Raw genomic sequence first — 25745 nt, 5'->3', positions numbered from 1 at the left:
TTGGTTATTTGTTTTCTATCATCGCAACATCTACTAAATCTTTTGAAATCTCTTTTTTAGGTTTAATACCGGATTTTTGTTTTAGTAATTCGATTTGTCTTATTACATTGCCCCTGCCGCTTGTAAGTTTATTTTTAGCATTTTCATATGTTTTTTGGGCACTCTCAAGACTTTTACCAATCTTTTCAAAATCTTCAGCAAAACCTCTTACTTTATCATATAAATTCTCAGCCGTTTTTACAACTTCTTCGATATTTTTCGCTTGTCTCTCAAATCTCCAACTACTCTCAATCGCTCTTAATGAAACTAAAAGAGTAGTAGGAGACACTAATACCACTCTTTTTTTGAAAGCATACTCAAAAAGCGAAGAATCATTTTCAAGTGCTAAAAGAAGTGCATTTTCAATTGGTACAAACATAAAAATAAAATCAAGAGAATGTACACCTTTTAGGTTTTCATATTTTTTGTCTGCTAAATTATCAATATGATTTTTTAGAGCCTGAATATGTGCTTTTATGTATGTTTTATCTTCGGTATTTATATATTCTTGATATGCATTAAGAGATGTTTTTGCGTCTATTATTACATCTCTATCATTTGGCAAATGAACTATAACATCAGGGCGGTATCTTTTATTACTTTCATCATTTAGACTAACTTCTCTTTCATACTCTATACCTTTTCTTAGTCCACTTAGTTCTAATACCCTCTCAAGTACCAGTTCTCCCCAATTACCTTGAGTTTTTTTCTCTCCTTTAAGCGCTTTTGCTAGATTTTCTGCATCGGTCGAGAGTTTGTGACTCAGGTCTTTTAGATTTTTTAACTCATTCTCAAGAGCACTAATCTTACTTGCCTCTTCTTTGCTTAAAAATTCTATTCTTTCTCTAAATTCCTTCATTTGATGCTGCAAAGGATTTAGGATTTGTGAAAGTGTAGTTTGAGACGCTTTAGTCATTTTCTCATTTGTTTGTTCAAGTATTTCATTTGCTAAGTTTTTAAAACTTTCTTTAAGTTTTTCTTCACTTTTTTTGATAAACTCTATTTTTTCTTCGTATGCTTTTTGACTTTCTTCAAGATAAGTTTGAAGTTTTTTGTTTTCTGTTTTTAAAGCAGTATTAACTTCTCTTAAATTCTCTAATTCCTCTATTGTTTTTTTAAGTTCTTCTTCTTTTTGAGATAAATTTTTTCTAGTTTCGTCTATTAAAGTTGATAATCTTTTAATCTCTTCCCTGTTTTCAATAAACTCTTTTTGGACATTTTCATATTTCACTTTTATCTCTTCTAAATCATTAACCTTTTGTGCTAGTTCGCTTTTTTGAACTTCTAAAAGTTTTTGTTCGTTTAAAAGTATCTCGTATTTTTCTTTTAAAACACTGAATTCCTGCAAATCTTTTTCATTGTTTTTGATTTTTTCTTCTAAAATTGCATTTTGCGTCATTTGATATTGAAGTTTTGAGTTTGTTTCATTTAATAACTCATCTTTTTTTTCATTTTCTTTAGTTAATTTATCATTTTTCTTTTTCATTACAACCAAGAAAACTATCAAAAACACTACTATTGCTGCTAATACTCCGTTAGTTATATATAAACTTTGCATATTCATAAAAGCTCCTTAGATTAGTTTTTCATATTGTCTCAAAAGTTTGCGACGATTTTTGACGTCTGGCAAAGACTTTTCTACTAAGTTCCAAAAATCAAGTGAATGATTTTTATACTTTATATGAGCCAACTCGTGTACTACAACATATTCAATTAATTCTTGAGGGAGTTTAGCCAAATAGTAATTAAAACTTAGATTATTTTTCACACTACAGCTGCCCCATCTTGTTTTGTTAAAACGAAAACCTACTTTATTAGGATATAAATTCATTTTTTTTGAATATTTATCCACAAAAGATAGAACAATCTCAGGCAGTTTCTCTTTATAAATCTCTTTTTCATCAATTCCATTTTTTTCATACTTTTCACCAAAAAGATAAAAATATTTATTATTAGAAATTTTATGAATTATAACATTAGCATTTTTTAAAATAAACTCTTCAATAAATGACTTTGGCACAAATTTATTACACCTAACCTCTACAAAATCGTCTTTGATTTGTAAATAGAGATGTTTTATTGGTTTTCTTATGATTTTGTATTTTATTGATTCTCTTTCAATTCTCAATTCTCCATTCATTTTTTCATATACTCAACAATCTTTCCATGAAATCTTGCAAAACATAAATTCAAATCATTTTTATAATATTCAGCCAATTTGTCCCAGTTTTCTTCAATTCCTCTCTCGCACCATTCTCTCATTTCATCATAACTTTCAAATTCATATCCATTTCTTTTAAGAAGTCTTTTTGTATAACTATCAACTACCATAATATCTCTAAAACAAGCATAACACAAAATACTATCTGCTGTTTCAAACCCTATTCCTTTTTGACTTAATAACCACTCACGACTTACATTATCTATAAACACCTCAAAACTTCCAAAATCTCTTAAAATATTTCTACTAAGTGCAATCAATCTTTTTGCCTTTTGATTGTAAAACCCTGCAGGTCTTATAAATTCAGCCAAAAAAGAAAACTCACAAGAGGCAATATCCTCTACTTTCCATTTTCCATTTTTAATTTTCCATTTGTTTAAAGCTCTTTCAACATTATCCCACTTTGTATTTTGTGTAAGCAAAGCTCCAACAACCACCTCAAATGTCCCAGCATTTGGCCACCAATATTTTGGGCAGTTTTCAAGCAAATTTTTTTCTCTTAATTCCATCAAAAGCTCATACGAATTGCTAAATTCCATTGTTGTCCTTTAGTGTATTGGTTATTGGTATATTGGTATATTTGTATATTTGTTACCAATCAACTAATAACAAATATACCAATTAACTCTTCTCTACTTTTTGTGTTTTTATAATCTCATCATCTTTTATCTTCAGTTTAAATGCTCTTTTTGTTACTTTACCTTCAGTTTCAATAATAAGACACTGCATTATGCTATTACACTTATCTGGTACATCAAAATTTTGCTTCAAACCTGTTAGTATCTGTTTTATAGGGTCTTCTTCTTTCATTCCAATTACATTATTACAACATCCTGTAATTCCAATATCAGTTAAATAGCAAGTTCCATTTTGTATTTCTAAATCATCAGTACCGATATGAGTATGAGTACCTACAATTGCTCCTACTTTTCCTTTTAACATATGAAAAAGTATCCTCTTCTCAGCTGTGGCTTCAGCGTGAAAGTCAATAAAAATAAATTTATCCGTATTTAAATTATTTATAAATTCACTAAGTTCAATAAAAGGATTTTTCCCATAAGGCATCCCATAAACTCCCATAGCACTAATAACTATAATATTTTCATCCTCAAAATACCAATCGCCTGGTGCTTCAAAGTAATTTAGAGGTCTTAGAATCTTTTTTTCCTCTAAAAGAGCTATTGCTTCTTGTTTTTTATCAAAAGTATGATTACCTCCGGTAAAAACATCTACTCCAGCATTTTTCATCTCTTTGTATGTTTTACTAGTTACTCCAAACCCATGAGCTAAATTTTCATAATTTGCTATTACATAGTCAATGTTATATTCTTGTTTTAATCTAGGTAGATAAGTTTTTACAAGCTTTCTTCCAGGCTTTCCTACTATGTCCCCTATAAAAAGTAAGTTCATAAAAATCCTTTGGTATAATTCTTTTATGAGAAATGCTTTAGTTATTATCTTAATTATTTCAAAATTATTGTTTAGTAATGATGAAAATCAATCAATAATAAAAAACATCACCCTATATCAAAAAATAAAAGAAAATAATAACTCCAAAATAATTACTTTAAAAAGGGTAATTTTTAATAGATTCAACAGCTTAATGCCTTCATACCTTCAAATAGAACCAAAAGAAAACTTTTTAGACCTAAAACTAATTTATGATCCATTAAAAAACAAAACTTCTACTCAATCTAAAATAAATGTAATTTTACCATCATTTGAGAGGTCGGTACAAAAAATAAACCAATCTACAAAAAAAACAACTAAAAAAACTTATAGCTTTAAAATAACACCATTTTTTACTATGTACAAATCTTCTTTTACATTAGTAATTAAACCATCTTTTACATATAAGGTCTCTATAGAAAAACTATCATTTCTTACTAATTCTTTTGCATTTGATGAAACAATATACTTTTATACTTTTCAAAAAGAATACAAAGAAATTTCTATTATTTATTTGAATAAAATAATAAAAATAAAAAACTTAACGTTTAAAGCCTCAAAAACAACTTATTCAGAAAACCCTACAAAAATGTATTATGATTTTGGATTTTATTATTATGATAAAAACAACAAAAACATCAAAGTTTATGGATTATGGGCAGGTGGTGAAAGTAGAGAATACCCATTTTTACAAAGTTATAAACTTTTTTTTACTTTTAGACAAAAATTATTTAACAAAAATTACCTTTTTATTGAATTAACTCCATATTTTTTAGCTCATAAAGATTGGCATTATACTCCTAAATTTTTTATTACTACTACATTAAACTTTAAATTTTAGTAAAATTTCAATAAAAAGGCTTTGTATGATAAAAGCATTAAGAGGTATGAAAGATATATTAGATAAAAGATTTTTAAAAATTTTTGATACAGCAAGAGAGGTTGCTGAAACTTACGGATATGAATATATAGAAACTCCAATATTAGAAGAAACTGCTCTATTTAAAAGAAGTGTTGGTGAAAGTAGTGATATAGTAAATAAAGAGATGTATCAGTTTACAGACAAAGGTGGAAATGACGTAGTCTTAAGACCTGAGGGAACAGCTGGAGTTGTTAGGAGTTTTATCGAGCATAAGTTTGATAGACAAGGCACTCCAAAAAGATTTTGGTATTTTGGTCCTATGTTTAGATATGAAAGACCTCAAAAAGGAAGACTTAGAGAGTTTCATCAATTTGGGATTGAAAGTTTTGGAGAAGCAAGCGTATATGAAGATATAAATGTAATATCAATAGCGGCAGATATATTTAAAGCTCTTAATATTGAATATACTCTAAAAATAAATTCACTTGGATGCAATATATGTATGCCAAAATATAAAGAAAAGCTAGTAGATTTTCTAAATATACACAAAAATGAATTATGTGAAGACTGTCAAAGAAGAATTACCCAAAATCCAATCCGCACACTTGATTGCAAAAATAAAAACTGTCAAGCAATTTTAAAAGATGCACCTAAAATTACAGATAACCTATGTGAAAGTTGTCAAGTAGATTTTGAAAAACTAAAAAAAGGACTTGATAATTTAGAAATAAAATATGAAGTTGATAAACATTTAGTTAGAGGGCTTGATTATTATACAAAAACCACATTTGAATTTGTTTCAAATAAAATAGGAGCTCAAAGTGCAATAGCAGGTGGTGGAAGATATGACAAGTTAGTTGAATTTCTTGGAGGAAAACCTACTCCTGGAGTGGGGTTTGCTATAGGAGTTGAGAGAATTATAGATTTAGTAAGTGTTGATGATGTTAGAGTTGGCATATATATGGGTGCAATGATAGAAGAAGCAATTCCTTTTATTCAAAAAGAAGCTAGCAAACTAAGACAAAATGAAAAAGTATTTGTTGAAACTAAAGTAAAATCACTAAAAGCACACCTTAAAGCCGCTGATAAAGGAAATTACAAAAAAGCTCTAGTCGTTGGAGTTGATGAGCTTAAAAACGGAGAGTTTTTTGAAAAAGAACTTTAAAAAATTAAAATAATAATTAAAAATAAAGGTATAAAATGAATTATGGAATTGATATTTGGGGAGCAAATAATTTTTTTATAGAAAATGGTAAGCTAAAAATAAATTTTGGAAATCAGCCGGCACTTATAGATATAGTAAAAGAAATTGAAGAGAGAGGTTTTCAAGGACCGATTCTAATTAGGTTTCCCCATTTAATTAGAAAACAGATAAATTCTCTTTATAATTCATTTAAAAAAGCTATAAGAGAGTTTAAGTATGAAGGTAAATTTAAAGCTGTATTCCCTTTAAAAGTAAATCAATTTCCTACATTCTTAAAGCCTTTAATAAAAATAGCAAAAAAGTATAACTATGGACTTGAAGCTGGTAGCAAGGCTGAACTTATTTTAGCAATGGCTTATAACAATAAAAAAGCGCCTATTACTATTAATGGTTTTAAAGACAAAGATATGATAAGACTTGCATTTATTGCAGGTTTTATGGGATATGATGTAACTATTACTATTGAAGGGCTTAATGAGTTAGAATCTATTATAGAAGTAAGCAAAGAATATGACTCTATCCCTATTAATATTGGAATAAGAATCCGTCTTCATACAAGTGGTATAGGTATTTGGGCAAAAAGTGGTGGAATTGAATCAAAATTTGGTCTAAGTTCTACTGAAATTATTGAAGCGGTGGATAGACTCAAAAAAGAAAATATGCTAGGCTTTCTTAAAATGATACATTTTCATATAGGAAGTCAAATTAATGACATATCACCACTTAAAAAAGCAATTAGAGAATCAGGAAATATATATGCGGATCTGAGAAACTTAGGAGCTAAAAATTTAAGTGCGATTAATATTGGTGGCGGTCTTGCTATTGAATATTCTCAATGGGAAAATTATAGAGACAAAAACTACTCAATTGAAGAATTTAGCAATGATGTCGTATATTTATTAAAAGAAATTTCAAACAAAAAGAAAGTTCCAATGCCTGATATTTTCACTGAGAGTGGGCGTTTTATCGCTTCTCCATCAACAGTACTTGTTGCTCCTGTAATTGAACTGTTTTCACAAGAATATACAGAAAAAGCCCTCAAACTCAAAGAAAAAAACCCTGATTTGGTAGAAGAGTTAGTAGACTTACACAAAAGTATTAATGAAAATAACTACATAGAGTATTTTCACGATGCACTTGATCATTTTGAAAGCTTACTTACCCTGTTTGACCTTGGTTTTATTGACCTGATAGATAGAAGTAATAGTGAAATTTTAGTAAACTTAATAATAAAAAAAGCTATTACTTTTGCTACTCTTAAAGGTTTTAAAAATAAAGATTTAAGAGCTATAAACGAAAAAATTCAAGAAAAATATTTAGCTAACTTTTCAATTTTTCAAAGTTTACCTGATTTTTGGGGATTAGGTCAAAGATTTCCTATAATGCCTCTTACAAAACTAAATATTACCCCAAATAGAAGTGCAACAATTTGGGATATAACCTGCGATAGCGATGGTGAAATTTCATTTAGCAAAGAATATCCTCTTTATCTTCACGATGTAGATTTAGAAAAAGAAGACTATTATCTTGGATTTTTCTTAGTTGGAGCTTATCAGGAAATTCTTGGTATGAAGCACAATCTATTTAGTTATACAAATGAAGTTATAGTAAACTTTGATAGTGAAGGCAATTACGAAATAGAATTTTTAGAACCGACTCAAAAAATAAGAGAAATTCTAATAGATTTAGATTATGATATTGATGAAATTGAAAGATTACTTAAAACAAACATTGAAAATGCTATAGAAGATGAAGAAAATAGAAAAGAAATATTAGGAGAACTTTTCTTACTTCTTAATGATATGGTCTATTTAAAAAACGATTAATCCCTACTTGGGACTATTTCTTCTCTTTTTATAAGGTTATCTACCTTTAATATAGTAATAATTCTACCATCGTTTAGTCTTCCAACTCCCTCAATTATATCATCTTCATTTTGATAAGTATCAGGTGGAGGTAAAATATCCTTTTTTGGAATTCTAATTGCAGATGTAAGCCTATCAATTACACATGCTACATCTTCTCCTTTTATTTTCATAACAATAAAACGTGTATTCTCATCTATATCATCACTTGCTGCGTTAAATTTTTTTCTTAAATCAATTAAAGGCAACACATTACCTCTTAAGTTAAATACTCCTAAAACATAATCAGGTACAAAAGGTACTCTTGTCCATTCTATTGGTTTTATGATTTCTTGAATTGAAAGAATTGGTACTGCAAACTCTTCCTCTCCTACTACAAATCCTACTAATTGAACAACTTCTTCTCTATTTTTGTTTTCTGGTTCCATTAAAGATTTTTGTTGTTCTTTTTGTTGTTTTACAATATCACCTAGTCCCATTTTTTATCCTTATAATTTTAAATTTCTTCTTACAACATTTTGTAAATATTCCTGAGTATAAGGTTTTGTAATATATTCATTCATCCCTACTTCAACACCTCTTACTCTATCAGCTTTAGTAGTCCTACTTGTTACTGCTATAAGTGGTAAATTTCTATATTTATTGTATTTTCTAATCTCTTGAGCTAATGTATATCCATCCATTCTTGGCATTTCAATATCAATAAGCATAGCATCGATATCATTTTGTTTTAGCATGTTAAGAGCTTCCACTCCATCTTTTGCTTCCATTATAGTAACCCCTAAAGGCTCAATAGCTTGTCTCATAATTTTTCTATCCATCGCACTATCATCAACAATCAATACAATATAATCCTCTGGTTTTTCTTTTCTCTTTTTAGCTTCTTTTAATGAATCTGTTACTAGCTTTTTATTGTGTGTCTCTTTTGCTAGTTTCATTAAACTTGCTACATCTACAATTAATGTAACTCTACCATCACCTCTAATAGTAGCCCCGGCAATACCAGGAAGACCTTTTAAAAACTCTCCTAAAGATTTAATAACTATCTCTTCTTGACCTATAAACCTATCTACAATAAGTCCTACTTTAGTAGCACCAAGCCCTAAAATTACTACATAAAGATACTTTTCTGGTTCAAGTATTTTTTCAATTTCAAAAATATCTGCCATATTAACAAGAGGTAAAACTTCATCTCTAAGTTTAAGAACACTTTTTCCTTCAATTGTATAAATATCTTCTTCTACAATTCTAACTGTCTCAATAACATTTGATAAAGGTACTGCAAATAAATCTTCTTGAGAAGCAACAAGTAATGCTTGAATAATAGCAAGAGTTAAAGGAATTTTAAGTTTAATTGTAGTTCCTTTTCCTGGAATCGAATCAATTTCAATAATACCATTTAACTTTTCTATATTAGTCTTTACTACATCCATTCCAACACCACGACCTGAAACATTTGTAACTTTTTCTGCCGTAGAAAAGCCTGGCTTAAATACAAGCATAAAAGATTCTTTATCACTCATATTTTCAGCTTCTTGAGGTGTAATGATACCTTTTTCGACTGCTTTTTGTTTAAGTTTTTCTGGGTCCATTCCCTTACCGTCATCTTTTATTTCAATTACAATCATATTTCCTTCATTATATGCTTTTAGCCAAATCGTACCTTCTTCTGGTTTTCCTTTTTTCACTCTATCTTCAGGTGATTCAATTCCATGGTCAACCGCATTTCTAATCATATGTACAAGTGGGTCACCAATCTCTTCGATAATAGATTTATCAAGTTCAGTGTCTTCACCCTCAATTATTAATTTTACTTTCTTACCAAGTTCTCTTGCAAGGTCTCTTACAAGTCTAGGGAATTTATTGAATACTTTTCCAATAGGAAGCATTCTAGTTTTCATTACAGCAATTTGTAAATCAGTTGTTACAATCGAAATGCTTGATACTACTTGATTAAGTTCTTCTAAGAATTTCTCACCCTCATATCTTTCTTCTACATCATTATATATTTTAATAAGCCTATTTTTTGCAAGTACAAGTTCCCCTATTAAATTCATAAGTTGATCTAATCTTTTTACATCAACTCTTATTGTTTGTTCTTTAACACTTGCAATCTGTTTTTTCATATCTTTTTTAGCTTGTTGAATATCTTTATTAGCTGCAGTTGCTACTTCTTTTTTCTCTTCTTTTTGAGGTAGATTCTCTCCTTCTTTTTCTTCTTTACTTTCTTTTTCTTCCTCGCTTTCTTTTCCTTTTTGGTCTTCTTTTTCTTCATCCTCTTTAGGCTCTTTATCTTCTTCAACATCACTTTTATTTACTTCTTCTACAAGTTTTTCAAGTATTGCATCAAGTTCTTCTGGCGGAAGAGAGTCTAAATCAATTTCATCAATATTCTCAATAGAAATTTCTTCTAAATTTAAACTTTCTTTCTTTTCTTCTTTCTTAGACTCTCCACCGTCAAAAGTACCATTTACTATCGCATCAAGTTTTTTAACAATTGGTTCTATATCAATATCCGGTGCTTCATCAGTTTTATAGTCTCTTATATATTCTAAAATAGCTTTCATAGCATCAATTGATTCTAATATTACATCCATTATTTCAGGAGTAATTTTTAATTCACCCTTTCTTGCTTTATCAAGAACAGCTTCCATATGATGAGTTAAGTGTGTTAATTTATCAAAATTTAAAAAACTACCACTTCCTTTAATAGTATGCGCTACACGGAAAATTTTATTAAGAAGGTCTAAATCATCAGGATTATTTTCAAGCTCAATCAAATCATTATCCATTTCCTCAATCATTTCAAATGCTTCAACTAAGAAGTCATCTAATAATTCCATTAAATCATCCATCTTTTATCCTTCTTTATTATGATTTTTCAAAACTTCTGCAATTTTTCTATAAAACTTATCAGGATTAAACTTAACAAGGTATCCTTCTGCTCCAACTTCTTTTCCTCTAACATCACTAAACGCATCTGAAATAGATGAAGAGAATATTAAAGGTATATTTTTAAATCTTTTATCTGCATGGATTCTTGCCGCCATATGATATCCATCCATTTTTGGCATCTCAATATCACTAAGTATAAGTTTTAGTTTATTTTCAAGGTTTTCACCATAAAGAGCGGATAATTCCTCAAGTTTTTGTAAACCTTCTTCTCCATTTGTAGCTTCAATTACTTCAAATCCCATTCTTTCAAGTGCTTCTTTTTCTATTCTTCTAGCTGTTGGAGAGTCATCCACTAGAAGCACAATACCACTAAATTTTTCAAGTCTATCTTCATCAATCTCAAGATTTGATTCAAAAAATCCCATCTCTTCTACTATACTTTCTAAATCAAGAATTAAAAGAATTTCACCATTTTCTATTCTTGTGATTCCAGTAACTTTACCTTTATCAAGTTTTCCATGACTTGTATTAAAGTTCGCTGGTTCTATATCAGACCAAGAAATTCTTCTAATTCTTTTAGCATCATGTACTATAAAACCTATAAGTATATTATTAAACTCTGTAATAATTACTCTTTTTTTAATAGGAGCTTCTTTTTCACTTGGTACATTAATTTTCATCCATTTAGCTAAATCAACAACAGGCACTACCATGCCTCTTAAATCAAAAATTCCTTCAACATAATCTTCACTTCCTGGAAGTTCTGTAAGTTCGGGCATTTTGATAATTTCTCTAACTTTAGCTACATTAATTCCATATATTCCCTCATATATAGTCCCATTAGGCTCTTTTTTATATAATCTAAAATCTACAAGCTCAAGCTCGTTTGAACCTACTTTTAAAGTTTTATCTTCTAGCGTCATAGGTTTTATCCTTTAAAGAGTTATTTTTATATACTGCATAGCTTTTATTGCACACAAAAGCCCCTAAATTATAGTATTTTTTATCACCAAAATCAAAATTTATATGTTGATGATAATGCCCTTCAATTATTATCTTATATTTTATATCGGCAGTTTTAGAAAATACTTTCTCTTTAAAATAAGAAATTTTGTTACATTTTATAATTTTTTTCAAAATTTTTCTAAATAACCAATTATTTACAAAGTTAAAAGTCAATAAATTTAATATTTGATTGATAAAACTGTTTCTAATCACTTTAACATAAATTTTATAAAAAAAGTCCTTATCAGTTAAATCACCATGAGTTAAAAAAATAGACTTTTTTTCATCAACAAACGCATCAGCTATTTTTACATTTGTAAAAATACTCTCAATATTAAAATCATGATTACCAGGTGTATAAAAAACTTCTGTTTTTTGAGAAAGAGTATCTATAAGTTCTATTGCATCTTTATTATAGTTAATTAAAAAGTCAAAAGGCAAAAGAAGATGAAATATATCTCCAAGAAAAAAAACTTGAGGAGGAGGGTTTTTACTCCATTCTTTTAAAAGTTCTAAAAAAAGAGTATCTCCTTTTTTATAATGCACATCAGCAATTATAACAGCATTTTCCTTTAATTCTATATTCTCTATTCTCAATTCCAAATTCTCCAATTTAAAGTGTTAAAGGTTAGTAGAGGTTAGTATAGGTATTAGGAGTATTAGAGATTTTGGAGGTGTTGGGGATATAACCTCTACTAACCTCTACTAACCTCTACTAACCTCTACTAACCTCTACTAACCTCTACTAACCTCTACTAACCTCTACAACCCCTACAACCTTTACTAACCCCTACTAACCTTTTACGGAACATATGCTATTTTAGGAAGTCCTAGCCCTTCATCAAACCCGAACATCAAATTAGCATTTGCAACTGCTTGAGACGATGCGCCTCTTAATAAATTATCAATTACACTATTAATAAAAAGCATATTCTCATTTTTCATAGCAAAAATATCACAAAAGTGAGTACCAGCTACTTGCTTAATTTCAACTGGTTTATCAAAAATTCTTATAAACTCTTCATTTTTGTATTTTTCTTTTAATATTTCAATTGGATCAATATCACTCTTTAATTTTGCGTAAATACTAATTTGCATACCTCTTGTAATTGGAAGAAGCTGAGGAACAAATGTTACATTTAATCCAGTTTTTTCTTTTATTTCAATTGAGTGGCGATGTTTAATTGGATTATAAGCAAAAAAGTTTTCATTATCTTTTACAAAATGAGTTGTAGCACTTAATTTTTTTCCAGCACCACTTACTCCACTTTTTGCATCAACAAAAACACCATCTTCAATAAACTCAATGAATGGATACAATGCTAAAATAGTAGCAGTAGGATAACATCCAGGATTTGCAATTAAGCTCTTATTTTTTATATATTCTCTAAAAATCTCAGGTAGTCCATAAGCTGAATTTTCTAGATTAACAGGATCTATATGAGGGCAATAATAGTCTTCATAATTTTTTTGTTTTAGCCTATAATCTGCCGAAAAGTCAACTATTTTTGTTTTACCATAAAGATCCTTTACTAAAGACATTGCAGTTTTATGAGGAACTGCAAGAAATACTAAATCAAACTCTTTTAATTTATCAATATCAGTCTTTTTAATTTCAGCTTCAAACACTCCTTTGAGTGATGGATAAATATCTTCTATCCTTTCACCTCCCTCACTTCCAAAAAGTCCTTCGATATTAAAATAGGGATGGTTAATGAGTATTTTTATAAGTTCAAGCCCTGTATATCCGCTAGCTCCTACAATTGCCGTTTTTATCTTTTTCATTCTCCACTCTCCATTTTCAAATTTCTACTTTTAACTTTATATCCGACCACCAAACATTGGTAAAAGTTAGTAGGGGTTAGTAGAAGTATTAGAGGTTAGTAGAAATTGTATAGGTTGTAGAGGTTATAATACCTATAATACCTCCAATAACTTTAATACCTCTAATACCCCTAATACCTAGTGTCGGGTTCGCTTAGCTCACTTTTCATTTTTCACTTTCCACTTGGAACTTGGAACCCGGAACTTGGAACTTAATTACACTCCCGTGCTTCCAAAACCTCCAGCACCCCTTTTTGTATCACTTAAACTATCTACTTCTATAATTTCAGCTTGGATAATCGGCGAAATTATAGCTTGAGCAATTCTATCACTTTTTTTTATTTCAAATTTTTCATTTCCAAGATTTATTAATAAAACTTTTATTTCACCCCTATAATCACTATCAATAGTACCTGGTGAATTTAAAACAGTTATTCCATGTTTAAAAGCAAGGCCGCTGCGAGGGCGAATTTGAACTTCATACCCTTTTTCAATTTCAAAAGCAAGTCCTGTGCCTATAAGTTTTCTCTCCCCTGGCTTTATGACAACATCTTCAATTGAATGCAAATCAAACCCAGCTGCCTCTTCACTCTGATATGCTGGAATTTTAGCTTCTTCATTTAACTTCTTAATCTTTAAAACCATTATTATCCTTCACTTTTCATTTTAAACTTTTGAATCTTTTAAGTAAAGCAGATATCTTCAAAACATATATTATCAATCTCATATACTTTAACACCTCCAGGTAAGTTTACCTCAACTTCATCTCCAACTTCTTTTCCAATTAGTGCTTTTGCAAGAGGAGAATGATAAGATATTAGTCCTTTTTCAGGGTCTGCTTCAGGAGCCCCTACAATTGTATATTTAACCTCTTCATCTGTATCAACATCAATTAAATATACTGTACTACCAAATGCTACACGATCATGTGCATGAGCTTTAGGATCTATTACTACTGCTCTAGATAAAATATCGCTAAGTTCTGCTATTCTTCTTTCAATATGAGCTTGTTTTTCTTTTGCCGCATGATATTCTGCATTTTCTTTCAAATCTCCAAGTTCTCTTGCAGAATCTATCTCTTTTGCAACTTCAGGTCTTGCTACTGTTTTTAAATAATCAAGTTCTTTACTTAGTTTTTCATATCCATATTTAGTCATTGGTTCTTTCATAACTCTCCTTTTAACAAATTTAGCATATTTTTTGCACTACCATATTTTAATATCTTCCTAAGTTTTTGTGATTTTTCTTGAAATTCTTCTAAACTGCTTTGTTTATAATCATTAATAAGTTCATTAATATCAAATTTTTGCAAATACTCTTTATGAAATTCGCTTAAATTCTCTCTTTCAAAAATAACATTTGCAAGCCCTACATAATTTAATTTAACTAAACTTTTTGCTATTAAATATTCAAAATGCCTTGCTTTATACATTAAAACAAAAGGCGTTCCTATTATTGCGGCCTCAAGAGTAGCAGTACCACTACATATATATGCAAAATCGCTTTTTAATAAAGCTTCGTGGGTATTGAAAATTATATCAAATTCTTTTACATCTCCATATATGTTTTTTATTCTTTTTTTATAAATTTCAGGCACAACAAGCAAAGGTTTTTTATCTATTTTTTTTGCTAATTCCTTAAAAACTGGCATCAAAGATTTAATTTCACTAACCCTACTTCCTGGCAAAAAAGCAACATTTCCATAAGTTTTATTATCTCGAAACTCATTAATTTCATCAAGTAATGGATTTCCAACATAAATTCCATCTCTCCAAAACTCTTTTTCAAATGGAAAAATATAAGCTTTTTTATCTATATATTTATTAACTTCTTTTATTCTGCCTTTTTTCCAAGCCCATACTTTTGGCAAAATATAATAAATGATTTTAATATCAGGATTTAGCTTTTTTATCTTTTTTGCAAGTCTAAGATTAAATGATGGAGCATCTATTAAAAGAACTTTATCAGCATATTTTGACATTTCGACTAATTTTTCAATAGTTTTCTTAGCTAAATTAATTTTTGGCAAGACATCAAAAAAACCCATTACATTAAATTCATTGCTGTCAATTACAGGCTCACCAAGCGATTTATCAAACACTCCTATAATATCTACTTGAAAATTGGAACCCGGAACTTGGAACTTATTAAGTTCATTTAAAATAAATTTTAAATGCAAGTTTGCACTTGGTTCTATTGCAGATACTAATAATTTCATTCAAACTCCACTTTTACTTGATAAATTGTTTTTCTTTTTTTATTCTTTAACTTTTCATTTTTGGCTAGTTTGGTAGGTTTTAATTTTACATTTTTTTCAATTACTTTTCCATCAATTAAACAACAACCAAATTTAGTTTGCATACACATTATTATTCCTTTATCTCTCTAAACTCTAAACTATCAACATAAAATAATTTTCCTTTTACTTTTTTAGAAGTTAAGCTTTTTACAAAACTAATATAATGTTCAACCTGTTTAATATATCCTCTTTCATCATTAGGTCTAGTTGATTTATAATCAATTATAACAATTTCATCCTCTTTTTCAATAAGCAAGTCTATCTTTCCAACTTTCTTTTCATAAATAAAAGGTATTTCTTTTTTACCACTACTTAACTTCTCTTTTGATTTTATATATAGTTTTTTAACCTCTTCAATATCACAAAAATCCCCAAAATGGTTTCTGACTGCCTCTATATCTTCACACTCGAATGCATAGTGAATTGCATTACCAAAATAAATTGCTTCATAATCATTTGGTTTATACTCTTCTTCTTGGATTAAAACTTCTTGGATGCCATAATTTTTAATACTCCATTTTTTTGGCATTACTAATTTTTTTTCTTTTTTTTGAGATGCAACAATTTCCCCTTTTTTCATTTTTTCAAGATTAGTTACAAATGCTGAATATGATTTCCCTGTTTTAGTTAATTCAGCTCTTTTTAAAATAATTAACGAATGAATTGCTCGTGTAAAAGCCACATATTCAACATTTTTTTTATCTTCATATTCAAGAACATCTTCTTTTTCTTTAATATATTTATACTCACTATCCACAAACTCCCTATTTTGAATTTTTAATTTAATTTTCTTTAACTTTGCATCTTCATAGTAATATAAAATATTGCTTTTATTTGAATTTTCCTTGCTAAGTCTATCCATTACTATCACATGAGGAAATTCAAGTCCCTTACTTTTATGTATAGTCATAACAACAATTCCATCAAATTCTTTAAGAGGCAATTCTTCATCGTAATTATCAATCTCTTCTACAAAATCATCTAAAGTATCAAATACTCTTGAATATTCAAGTAGTTTTAGAGTAGATTCATCTGTTAAATCATATTTATCCATTATCTCTTTTATCATTAAAATAGGTCTAGTAATTTTTATATCAAACTCTTCATCATTCCATTTTTTACCAATTAATGAAAGAAAATTTAGTTTATGAATTCGGTTTTTATTATTTAAATATTTCATAAGAGAAATTACAGCTTTAGCAAAAGGCTGGCTAATAACTTTAGCTTTTTTTGCAGTGACTACTTTTTTACCTTTACTTTCAAGAAACTCTCCAACATCCAAAATATCATCATTTTTATATACTAAAATAGCAATATCTCTATCCTCTACTCCTTTTGCATTTAACATCTCTATTTTTTCATACATTTTCTCAAAAGCATCTTCTTTTGTAATTTCATCAACTTCTACATATCCATCTTTACTTGAATACACTTTTTCATTTAAGTTAAATTTTTCATTGACAAATTCAACAATATTTTTATCACTTCTATAGTTGGTATCTAAACTTTCAATTTCGATTCCTCTATCTTTATATTTTTTAGCTACCTCAAAAAAAAGCTCCTTCGCTCCTCCTCTAAATCTATAAATAGCTTGCTTAACATCCCCTACATAAAAAAAACTCCTATTTTCTTTAACTCCAACTCCACTTGCAATCTCATCTATAAGTGGTTCAAAAATTTCCCATTGAGTAACAGAAGTATCTTGAAACTCATCCATTAAAATATGATTTATCTTAGAATCAAGCCTAAAATATAAAAACTCCCTATCAATCTCTTTTTCTTGAAGCAAATAAAAAACTAAATGCTCAATATCTTTAAAATCAAGCAGATTTTCTTCTTTTTTGAATTTCCATTTCTCAGACTTATATTTTTCATAAAAATAAAAAAGATTTTTAAAAAACTGCTCTTCTTTTAAAAGAAAAAATTTTCTAATAAGTTCTATTAATCTTTCAAACTCTACATCCATCCATTCTTCGTAACACTTTTTAAATCCTCTAACATTTTTTAAACTTCCTTTTTCTAAAAAGGATGGGATTGTTTTAACTTTTAACATCTCATAAACATTTTTTTTAAAAAAATTGTTAACTTGCTTACATTCATCTGTTACTAAAATAAAGTTATTTTTAATTGTTTCTATTTCTTTATAAATATTTTCAACACTCTCACTTTTTACTTTTAATTTTTCACTTTTAATTTCTTTTAACTCTTTATCTTTTTCATATAAACTTTCAAAAAGATTTATTAAGCTAGAAAATTTTTCTTCTTGTTTTGCAATTTTTACTAATTCATTAAATTCAAAGTCACTTAAAGATAAAAGAAAATTTTTAAAAATAAGTTCTTTATTATCACTTCCTATATCAAAATTAGCCTTTACTCCTGCATAAAAACTAAATTTTCTAAGAATCTTATTTATAAAAGAATCAATTGTTTGAATACTAATATCATTCGTTAAAAATTTTTTAAGAAGAATAGATTTTTTTTTAAGCAACTCATCTTTAGTTAAATTTACTTCATTACATATCATTTCAATAACCGCCTCATCGTTTCCAAGGTCATTTAAAAACTTTATAATTCTCTCTTTCATCTCATTTGCAGCTTTATTAGTAAATGTAATAGCAATTATATTTGAGGGGTTATCAATATTTAATAATGAAATATATCTATTTGCTATCCTAAATGTTTTACCGCTTCCTGCACTAGCACTTACCGCTAAAAGTCTTTTCATTTTAATCCTTCCCGCAAGCAATTTTATATTCACACCATTTGCAAATATCGCTTGCTTTTTTAGTAACTTCTTTTTCTCTATTGTTATCTATTATCTTTATTACAATATCTTCTGCTTCTTTTACTTGTTTAGGTAAGCTACTTAGTACTTTTTTTAACTCTTCAATTTTTATATTGCCTTCTATTTTTTTAGAGTTTTGTAAGTCCCAAATAATAGTTTTTATCTCAAAATCTATAAAGTTTTCTTTTGCCCATAAATAATAAAAAGTTGTTTGAAACTCATAAGGATAGAAAAGTTCATCTTCTAAAGCACTTTTAGATGTTTTATAATCAATCAAAACAACTTGGCTTTTTTGAATATCAATCCTATCTACTCTTGCTGCTAAATATTTATTCTCATAAAAAAAGCTAATATTTTTTTCAGTTTCATTTTTTGAATATTTCATCTCTTCAAAATCTATCTTACAAAAATTTTTTATCTTCTCTTCCCACTTTACAAGTACATCAAAAAGAAGTTTTTTATCATTTATTTTAAATGTGATTTCTTCCATCAAAGCTTTATAATATTCCTCAAAACTTCTAATATTATCTTTATTATCAACCACCTTTTTTATAGAATTATGAAAAATATTTCCAAAAAACTCATCTTCATTTTCTTCATTCTTAATTTCTAATATTTTTGAAAAATAATACTTTTTAGGGCACTCTAAAAGCGTTTTAAGTGTTGTAGGATATAGAGGATATTTAATTTCAAATTCTTCATCGTATTTGATAATTTCTTTTTGTTTTGAAATTTTAAAAACTCCTTTGTATATTTCATCTGCATTTACTCCTAAATCTAAATTCAGTTCATATAAAAACCTACTAGGAGTTTTTTCTTCATTTCTAACATAACAAATTGCAACTTTTTTAGCATTACTTAACAATTGATAATAGTAGTGTTTTTGTAAGTTTTCTTTATCTTGACGAGTAGGAAGGTTTGATAGTTTTCTAATAAATGTATTTAAAAACAAGTCACTATCACTGACATTTGGCACAATATCTTCATTAAAGTCAATTAAAATCACCCCATCAAACTTTATACCTCTACTCTCAAGCACCCCCATACAAGTAATTTTTCCGCTGAACGCATCATCAAAAGTTTTGTCTTTTAATCTTTCAAGTACAAAATATAAAAACTCCCTTTTACTCTCAAACATATTTTTAAAACTACATAATTTAAAGAGCTCCTCATCAATAACCTTTAACTCTTTATTAGTCGCTTTTTCTCTTATAAATTCGATTAAATCTTTACTTTCAAATTCTTCTAAAACATCTTTACATTTTTTTAAAGCAACATCGTCCTTAGTAGTTAAATAATCATAAATAGCTTTTAATTTTATGTAAAGATTACTTTTTCTAAAACTCTCTCCCATTGCAAAATTTAAATTATTATGCTCATCAAATAGTTTTAAATATTCACTAAAACTTTCATCCGGTAAAATAACTGCTATATTTTCTGGACTTATACCACTTTCAACAAACTCAGCAATTTTGGCAAAAACATAGTTTACCTGGCTTAATCTTTCGCTAAAGTATGCTATATCAATATCTACTTGAGTTTTATTCGTTTTTATTTCAATTAACTCTTTTTTATGAAAATCAAACTTATATTTTTTATTATCTTCAACTAAAACACCTAAAGATTTTTGAAGTAAAGATTTATTAAACTTATCTACACTAAAATATATAAAAATTGGCATTTCAATTTTTTCTAAAACTTTAATATCAAACTTAGTCAAATACCCATCAAGCCTTAATTCTATTTTTTCAACTCCATCAAGCAATCCCTTATTTATCCTAAAATCCCTTACTAAGAACCTATCAATATATCCTTTTTCTTCAAGTAAAATTTCATAGTTTTTTTTAATCTCTTTTAAAATTTCTAAATGCTCTTGATAATCTAAATAAACATCACTTAAAATAACATTATCAATATCACTATCCTCTAAAAACAGCTCATTAAAAAATGAAAAAATAAAATTACTATCATTAAAAAAATCTATAAACTCCTTGCTTATACCAAGTTTATGAATATCCACCTTTTTTATAGCTTCAAAAAGATATTTTTTTCTAAGGTCTTTATCAATAAACTTCTTACCATCAACTACAATAATCTTTTCTAAAAACTCCCCTAATGTATAATGTTTATCAAGAAACTCATTATTTTTATTTTCAAGCCATTTTCTAATTTGTCTTGAAGTGGTAAAGATTTGAAGATTCATAAAAATCCTTTATTACATAATTCAATATTTATCTTCTCACTAGTCGTCATTTTTCAAAAACTCTTTTTCTGGAAATTTACCTAGTTTTGATATTTCTTATCTTATTATTGGATTCTTTTTTTATTGGTAAAATAACTAACCTTTTAATTTACCACTATTAAATTCAAAAACTTTTAAAAACTGTTTATCTATTTTTTTAGCACAATCAAAAATTTTATTTTTTAAATGTTCAAATTGTTTTTTATGTTTTTCTTGTAATATAAAAATATTAGCAACATCTTTTGAATAAACAATACTTATAAATGGCTTTTTAATATATTTTAATTCTTCAAATAATCTCCAAATTATACCTGCCATTAATATTTTATGATCCACCATTAAAAAATGCTGATATATTATTAATGATTTATTCATTTTCCATAATTCTTTTATTTCACAAAGTTTTATATGTTTATTGGATTTTTTATTATCAAATTTAATTCCATTATCAGGGTCCGCAAAAACTATATCAGCCTCTTTTACTCTATCTTTTAATTTCTCAAACCATTCACTTCTATCATCATAATTATCTAGATTTTTACTAAAAAATTCTACATTTTTAGCAATTAAATTACCATTATCTTCAAGAATTTTTACATTCTTTTTATGATGATTTTCTTTTAAAAATTCAAATAATATTTTTATATCATCACATATAGTTAAAATATTATTTTTAGTAAATTCTTTATCTTCTTTTTTTAAATATTCCCTTTTATTTCCATTTTTTTTAATTTTATCATCTTTTGTTAAATACCAGGCAATTAAAAGCTTTTCATCGCAATTCTCCATAAACCATTTTAACATCGTATATTTTTTAAAATCGTGAATATCTCCAAAATATTGATTTTTCATCTCTTGCTCCTAGTGTTAAAATTTTCTATATTGTAATTTCAGTTTATTTTTCAATAATCTCTCCATTTTTATCAAATTCGTTATATTTATTTTTATCACAATGAAATCCAAAATATTGAATCCTAATAATAATTTTCATACTCTTTTATCCATTCCTTTATTAAACATTTAGCATATTAATCTATAATAAAAATCATTTTTATTTACATTAAAAGCTAATTCAATTCCTAATACTTGCATTTTTTTCCTTTTTATAATACTTCATTATATAGTGTTTAAATATCCGTTTTTTTAACCCCTTTTGTTTTTTTTTGTATCTATAAAAGTTATGTTACTTTTCATAGGAATTGTTAAATTTTTTAAGCCTTAATTTTTCGATCTTAAGCCATTTATCAGCATTTAAAAATTCTTTTTATCAATTCATAATCATTTTTTGAATAGCCATAAATTATTACTTCACAATCAAAATTTATTTTTCTTTCAAAAAAACTTTTATAAATTTTTATAATTTCTTTTTTATCAAGCCCTCCAACACCCGTTCCGATTAAAGGAATAGCAATTTTACAAAAAGCATATGATGATACTCTTTTTTCAACATCTTCAAGAGTTTTTTTAATATCTTCATATGTCGGATTTGGATTTTTTGAATTATAATCCATTATAGCAACATGTAATTATCTGCATAAGATGGAGTTATAACAACTTCATTTTTTTTTAATCGGTGCGTATTTTTTCATCTCTTTTTGTAATTCTACTTCGCAATGCAATCTAAAAGCTCTTGAAACTCCACTCCCAAGCACCAAACTTGTGTTCGATGGATTTACGATAAAATCTGCATTTTCTAATACAACATTTCCTTGTTTTATTGTGATTTTATACATTTTCTCTTTCCTTTTTTTAAATCACAAATCACTTTTATAAATGTAATTATGAATTTTGCCCCACAATTCAAGTTTTCCGTTGTTTTTTTTCATAATGGTTTCGGACATAGTTTTTAACATATTCAAGCTCTTCTTTTTTATTTTCAAATTCTTTTCTGTCAATTCTTAAATTCCTTCTGCTTTCCATTACGACTAATACGAATATAGGCTCTTGACTTCTTTTGAAATTCGTATTTACAAATAAATATCCCGGTTTTCTGCTTAATTTTTCTATTACTTTTTCAAAAATTTTCATATCTTCATCATTACCGCATAACTCTATTACCTTTTTCAAAAACAATTCCACTCCTAATATAAAGTCATATTTAAAATTTGTTTTTAAAAAACTTTCAATTCCGTTTTTTTCTAAATATTCTAATTTTTCCATACAAGGTTTTATATTGTTATATCCGAGTTTTTTACAGATTTCTTTTTTGTTTTCAAATTTTATTTTCAGGCTCCTTGTTTATTTTCAAGGAAATTATACAATTATACCAAATCCAAAATATCTAAGAACTTTGATATTTTGGATTTGGTATAACTTCTGCTTTCTAATGATAAATCATTAACTAACACTGTGTTTTCATCAATAAACCTTATAAGTCCATCTGTATGCCCAAACATATCCCAAGGCTGTTTAGGAATAATTATCAGTTCATCAACTTCTAAAAGGTTTTTGATTTTTTCGATTAATTTGTTTCTTTCAATACTTGGATTTTCAGAGAAAATTTTATCCGTCATTACTGCTTTGTTTTTATACTTTACAACATTACCCCCGTCAATATTAATATCACTGATTACAGTGATTTAAATTAAGTTGTTTATGAAACGTTAACGGGTTGGTTTTAATATTTTCATAACCTTTTAAATAGTCAGGTTCATATCTGAATTGAACATATTTGTCATCATTAATTTTAATCGGCATATAATCCCTGCACCATATATCTTTTGTGTTTTTAATAAATTCAAAAGAAATACTATGATTATTCAAAGCTTCTTTTATAGCTTCAAAATCTTTGGAAAATTTTTCCTCTAATAAACTCGAAAAATAGATTTTTTTCATCCTTTCCCATTTTCTTTTTTTGCAGTATCACACAAAAACTTTAAAGTTTTCTTAAGCATTTATTTAAAAGAATAATTAAAAAAGTTGCAGTTTCTAACAAAATTGGAATATTGCATTAGCAAAAATTAATAAATAGCAGCTATATTTTTATATTTAAAGTCTTAAATTCAACAGTCCTAGAAAGATTATAATTTTTTGTTAACATTCTTTTAAAAAAAGGTAAAAATTTGAAAAGTTTGCTTACATTTTTAGAAAGTCAAAAATTAACTAAAGAATTCAAAAGATTATATCATGGACGCGGAGAAGAAGAGTTTAGATTTTTAACAATTGATAGCATTGATAATATACTATTTGTGCAATTTTATGAAGAAACCCCATTTGAAAAAGAGATTTTAGAAAATCTAAAAAATTACATAAACAATACTCGCCACAATACAATTATTGTAAAAAAAAGATATTCAAATGAAACTTTTGCATATGTAGGAGAAATACCTGAAAAACACTATGCAATTGAAAATGGATTTAAATTTTTAATAAATTTTTATAATCAAAATATAGGATATTTTGGGGATATGAAAATTGGAAGAGAATATATACAAAGTATTTCAAAAGACAAAAATATACTAAATCTATTTGCTTATACATGTGGTTTTTCTCTTTTTGCAAGAAAAGGTGGCGCAAAACAAATAATAAATGTAGATATGAATAAATCAGTACTCGCTACAGGACTAAAAAATCACCAGATAAACAACCTTAATACTAAAAATATTTCATTTTGGCCATATAACATATTAAAATCATTCTCAAAACTTCAAAAAAAAGCACCTTACGATATTATTATAATAGACCCACCAACTTATCAAAAAGGAAGTTTTATTGCTAGTATTGACTATATTAAAATTATCAAAAAATTACATTTGCTCTCTCACAAAAAAACAACTCTTCTTGCTTGTATTAATTCACCTACTTTCAATGATGAAGACTTAATTGAAATGATAGAAAAAAATAGTGGATTTAAATTTCAAAAGAAACTACCAAACCCAAAAGAGTATGTAAACTCTACTCTTAAGAGTTTGGTCTTTAATTAATGATTCATACTGCAAGCACTAGGAGTTCCATTTACTCCATAAATTGGTTGGATCATTTCATTTCCAGCTAAATCTTGAGAATGAACATAATCAATAAATTCTAAAAGTTCTTTTGCAGCCTTAGAAAATGCTTTTGCACTCTCACTTTCAGGTCTACTTACTACAATTGGTTCACCTTTATCTCCACCAACTCTAACTGCAGGTTCAATAGGAATTTTTGCTAGGATTTTAGTATCATAATCATTTGCTAATTTTTCAGCTGCACCGCTACCAAAGATATCATATTTTTCACCACAATTAGGACAGATAAATCCACTCATATTTTCAATAACTCCAGCAATTGGAATATGAAGTTGCTTGAACATATCCATACTTCTTTTAGCATCATCAACTGCAACAGTTTGAGGAGTAGTTACTGCAACTCCAGCAGTTACTGGTACTTGTTGAGCCATTGTCATTTGAGCATCACCAGTCCCTGGTGGCATATCAATCACAAGAATATCAAGCTCACCCCAATCAACATCTTCCATAAATTGTTGCAATGCTTTTACAAGCATTGCACCTCTCCACATAAGTGCTTTTCCTTCAGGTAGTAAGTTTGCCATTGAAATAAATTTTACTCCATAATTTTCAAATGGTTTTACTTTATTTCCAACTACTTCTGGCTTTTTATCTTGCATTCCAAGCATTCTTGATACATTCGGTCCATAAATATCTCCATCTAAAATACCTACTTTTTTACCCTCTTTACTAAGAGCTAACGCTAAATTTACAGCAGTAGTACTTTTACCAACCCCACCTTTTCCACTACTAACCATTACAAAAGATTTTACACTAGGCATTTTATTTACACCGCGTGAACTAGTCTCTCTTGGTTTTTTAGGTCTAATAATTTGAGTAGTAGCTTCAACTCCAATTTCTTTTAATACATCAACAGTAGTATCATTTAACTTATTAGCTACTTCATCATCAGATGATGGAATTTGATAAGTAATAATGGCTTTTTTGCCATCTTCACTAACTTCTATTTCTTTTACAAATCCAAAATCAACTACACTTTTTTTAAACCCTGGATATACAACTTTTTTTAGGGCTTCTTGAATTTTTTCTTTCACTTAAACTCCTTAGTTTT

General features: G+C 27.6%; 26 protein-coding genes. 4 read left to right on the top strand and 22 right to left on the bottom strand.

The features are described 5' to 3' along the window. Positions 1-4: 4 nt before the first annotated feature. The 4 genes from ACYQ1U_RS00665 to ACYQ1U_RS00650 form a co-directional block, all read right to left on the bottom strand. Positions 5-1603: a DNA recombination protein RmuC gene (locus ACYQ1U_RS00665; protein ID WP_459883271.1), complete on the bottom strand. Its 1599-nt coding sequence runs from the start codon at positions 1601-1603 to the stop codon at positions 5-7. A 9-nt stretch (positions 1604-1612) separates the two neighbouring features. Continuing rightward, positions 1613-2179, bottom strand: coding sequence for a M48 family metallopeptidase (locus tag ACYQ1U_RS00660; protein ID WP_459883269.1), 567 nt, complete (start codon positions 2177-2179; stop codon positions 1613-1615). Continuing rightward, the gene (locus ACYQ1U_RS00655) at positions 2176-2799 is read right to left on the bottom strand and encodes a 3-methyladenine DNA glycosylase (RefSeq protein WP_459883268.1); all 624 of its coding nucleotides are present in this window, start codon (positions 2797-2799) and stop codon (positions 2176-2178) included. The genes ACYQ1U_RS00660 and ACYQ1U_RS00655 overlap by 4 nt, the downstream gene beginning before the upstream one ends. 82 nt (positions 2800-2881) lie before the next feature. Further along, the gene (locus ACYQ1U_RS00650; RefSeq protein WP_459883267.1) at positions 2882-3670 is read right to left on the bottom strand and encodes a TIGR00282 family metallophosphoesterase; all 789 of its coding nucleotides are present in this window, start codon (positions 3668-3670) and stop codon (positions 2882-2884) included. Between the two features lie 25 nt (positions 3671-3695). Here ACYQ1U_RS00650 and ACYQ1U_RS00645 point away from each other — a divergent pair, with 25 nt between their 5' ends. From ACYQ1U_RS00645 to speA, 3 genes are read left to right on the top strand one after another with little or no spacing between them, the layout of a single operon-like run. Further along, positions 3696-4550, top strand: coding sequence for a hypothetical protein (locus ACYQ1U_RS00645; RefSeq protein WP_459883266.1), 855 nt, complete (start codon positions 3696-3698; stop codon positions 4548-4550). Between the two features lie 25 nt (positions 4551-4575). Continuing rightward, positions 4576-5736 (top strand): histidine--tRNA ligase, encoded by a 1161-nt coding sequence (gene hisS, locus ACYQ1U_RS00640; RefSeq protein WP_459883265.1) that lies wholly within the window; start codon positions 4576-4578, stop codon positions 5734-5736. A 35-nt stretch (positions 5737-5771) separates the two neighbouring features. Then, entirely contained in the window at positions 5772-7601 is a 1830-nt protein-coding gene (gene speA, locus ACYQ1U_RS00635; protein ID WP_459883264.1) for a biosynthetic arginine decarboxylase, read from the top strand. Here speA and ACYQ1U_RS00630 read toward each other — a convergent pair. The 17 genes from ACYQ1U_RS00630 to ACYQ1U_RS00550 all read right to left on the bottom strand — a co-directional run bounded on the left by ACYQ1U_RS00630 (position 7598) and on the right by ACYQ1U_RS00550 (position 23525). Then, complete coding sequence (locus ACYQ1U_RS00630; RefSeq protein WP_459883263.1) at positions 7598-8119, bottom strand: chemotaxis protein CheW; 522 nt, start codon at positions 8117-8119, stop codon at positions 7598-7600. The genes speA and ACYQ1U_RS00630 overlap by 4 nt on opposite strands. Before the next feature lie 9 nt (positions 8120-8128). Then, entirely contained in the window at positions 8129-10495 is a 2367-nt protein-coding gene (locus ACYQ1U_RS00625; RefSeq protein WP_459883261.1) for a hybrid sensor histidine kinase/response regulator, read from the bottom strand. Between the two features lie 3 nt (positions 10496-10498). Continuing rightward, the gene (locus tag ACYQ1U_RS00620) at positions 10499-11458 is read right to left on the bottom strand and encodes a chemotaxis protein CheV (RefSeq protein ID WP_459883259.1); all 960 of its coding nucleotides are present in this window, start codon (positions 11456-11458) and stop codon (positions 10499-10501) included. Then, positions 11442-12137 carry a UDP-2,3-diacylglucosamine diphosphatase gene (locus ACYQ1U_RS00615; protein WP_459883257.1) on the bottom strand — a complete coding sequence of 232 codons (696 nt, stop codon included), beginning with the start codon at positions 12135-12137 and terminating at the stop codon, positions 11442-11444. Before ACYQ1U_RS00615 ends, ACYQ1U_RS00620 begins: the two co-directional genes overlap by 17 nt. A gap of 204 nt (positions 12138-12341) precedes the next feature. Continuing rightward, positions 12342-13325, bottom strand: coding sequence for an N-acetyl-gamma-glutamyl-phosphate reductase (argC, locus tag ACYQ1U_RS00610; protein ID WP_459883256.1), 984 nt, complete (start codon positions 13323-13325; stop codon positions 12342-12344). A gap of 255 nt (positions 13326-13580) precedes the next feature. Continuing rightward, positions 13581-14009, bottom strand: coding sequence for a dUTP diphosphatase (gene dut, locus ACYQ1U_RS00605; RefSeq protein ID WP_459883255.1), 429 nt, complete (start codon positions 14007-14009; stop codon positions 13581-13583). 38 nt (positions 14010-14047) lie between these two features. Beyond that, entirely contained in the window at positions 14048-14533 is a 486-nt protein-coding gene (greA, locus tag ACYQ1U_RS00600) for a transcription elongation factor GreA (RefSeq protein WP_459883253.1), read from the bottom strand. Then, entirely contained in the window at positions 14530-15582 is a 1053-nt protein-coding gene (lpxB, locus tag ACYQ1U_RS00595) for a lipid-A-disaccharide synthase (RefSeq protein WP_459883251.1), read from the bottom strand. The genes greA and lpxB overlap by 4 nt, the downstream gene beginning before the upstream one ends. Beyond that, positions 15579-15731 (bottom strand): lipid-A-disaccharide synthase, encoded by a 153-nt coding sequence (locus tag ACYQ1U_RS00590; RefSeq protein ID WP_459883250.1) that lies wholly within the window; start codon positions 15729-15731, stop codon positions 15579-15581. Before ACYQ1U_RS00590 ends, lpxB begins: the two co-directional genes overlap by 4 nt. A gap of 2 nt (positions 15732-15733) precedes the next feature. Then, a complete protein-coding gene (locus ACYQ1U_RS00585; RefSeq protein WP_459883248.1) occupies positions 15734-18388 on the bottom strand; it encodes a RecB-like helicase in 2655 nt (884 codons plus the stop codon). Between the two features lies 1 nt (position 18389). Further along, positions 18390-20651, bottom strand: coding sequence for a PD-(D/E)XK nuclease family protein (locus ACYQ1U_RS00580; protein ID WP_459883247.1), 2262 nt, complete (start codon positions 20649-20651; stop codon positions 18390-18392). 135 nt (positions 20652-20786) lie between these two features. Next, a complete protein-coding gene (locus ACYQ1U_RS00575) occupies positions 20787-21542 on the bottom strand; it encodes a hypothetical protein (RefSeq protein ID WP_459883246.1) in 756 nt (251 codons plus the stop codon). Between the two features lie 392 nt (positions 21543-21934). Continuing rightward, entirely contained in the window at positions 21935-22201 is a 267-nt protein-coding gene (locus ACYQ1U_RS00570) for a macro domain-containing protein (protein WP_459883245.1), read from the bottom strand. A 45-nt stretch (positions 22202-22246) separates the two neighbouring features. Further along, positions 22247-22423: a macro domain-containing protein gene (locus ACYQ1U_RS00565; RefSeq protein WP_459883243.1), complete on the bottom strand. Its 177-nt coding sequence runs from the start codon at positions 22421-22423 to the stop codon at positions 22247-22249. Positions 22424-22490: 67 nt separating this feature from the next. Beyond that, positions 22491-22850 (bottom strand): hypothetical protein, encoded by a 360-nt coding sequence (locus ACYQ1U_RS00560; protein WP_459883241.1) that lies wholly within the window; start codon positions 22848-22850, stop codon positions 22491-22493. A 101-nt stretch (positions 22851-22951) separates the two neighbouring features. Continuing rightward, complete coding sequence (locus ACYQ1U_RS00555) at positions 22952-23203, bottom strand: hypothetical protein (RefSeq protein ID WP_459883240.1); 252 nt, start codon at positions 23201-23203, stop codon at positions 22952-22954. Between the two features lie 49 nt (positions 23204-23252). Next, positions 23253-23525, bottom strand: coding sequence for a hypothetical protein (locus ACYQ1U_RS00550; RefSeq protein WP_459883238.1), 273 nt, complete (start codon positions 23523-23525; stop codon positions 23253-23255). A gap of 227 nt (positions 23526-23752) precedes the next feature. On the opposite strand from ACYQ1U_RS00550, the gene ACYQ1U_RS00545 reads away from it, so the two are divergent. Next, positions 23753-24613, top strand: coding sequence for a class I SAM-dependent methyltransferase (locus ACYQ1U_RS00545; RefSeq protein ID WP_459883237.1), 861 nt, complete (start codon positions 23753-23755; stop codon positions 24611-24613). Here ACYQ1U_RS00545 and ACYQ1U_RS00540 read toward each other — a convergent pair. Beyond that, positions 24610-25728: an Mrp/NBP35 family ATP-binding protein gene (locus ACYQ1U_RS00540; RefSeq protein ID WP_459883236.1), complete on the bottom strand. Its 1119-nt coding sequence runs from the start codon at positions 25726-25728 to the stop codon at positions 24610-24612. The genes ACYQ1U_RS00545 and ACYQ1U_RS00540 overlap by 4 nt on opposite strands. Positions 25729-25745: the final 17 nt, after the last annotated feature.

This window comes from Caminibacter profundus, assembly GCF_054657155.1.
The sequence above is the reverse complement of the archived record's forward strand: the minus strand, read 5'-3'. Positions and strand labels throughout refer to the sequence as shown.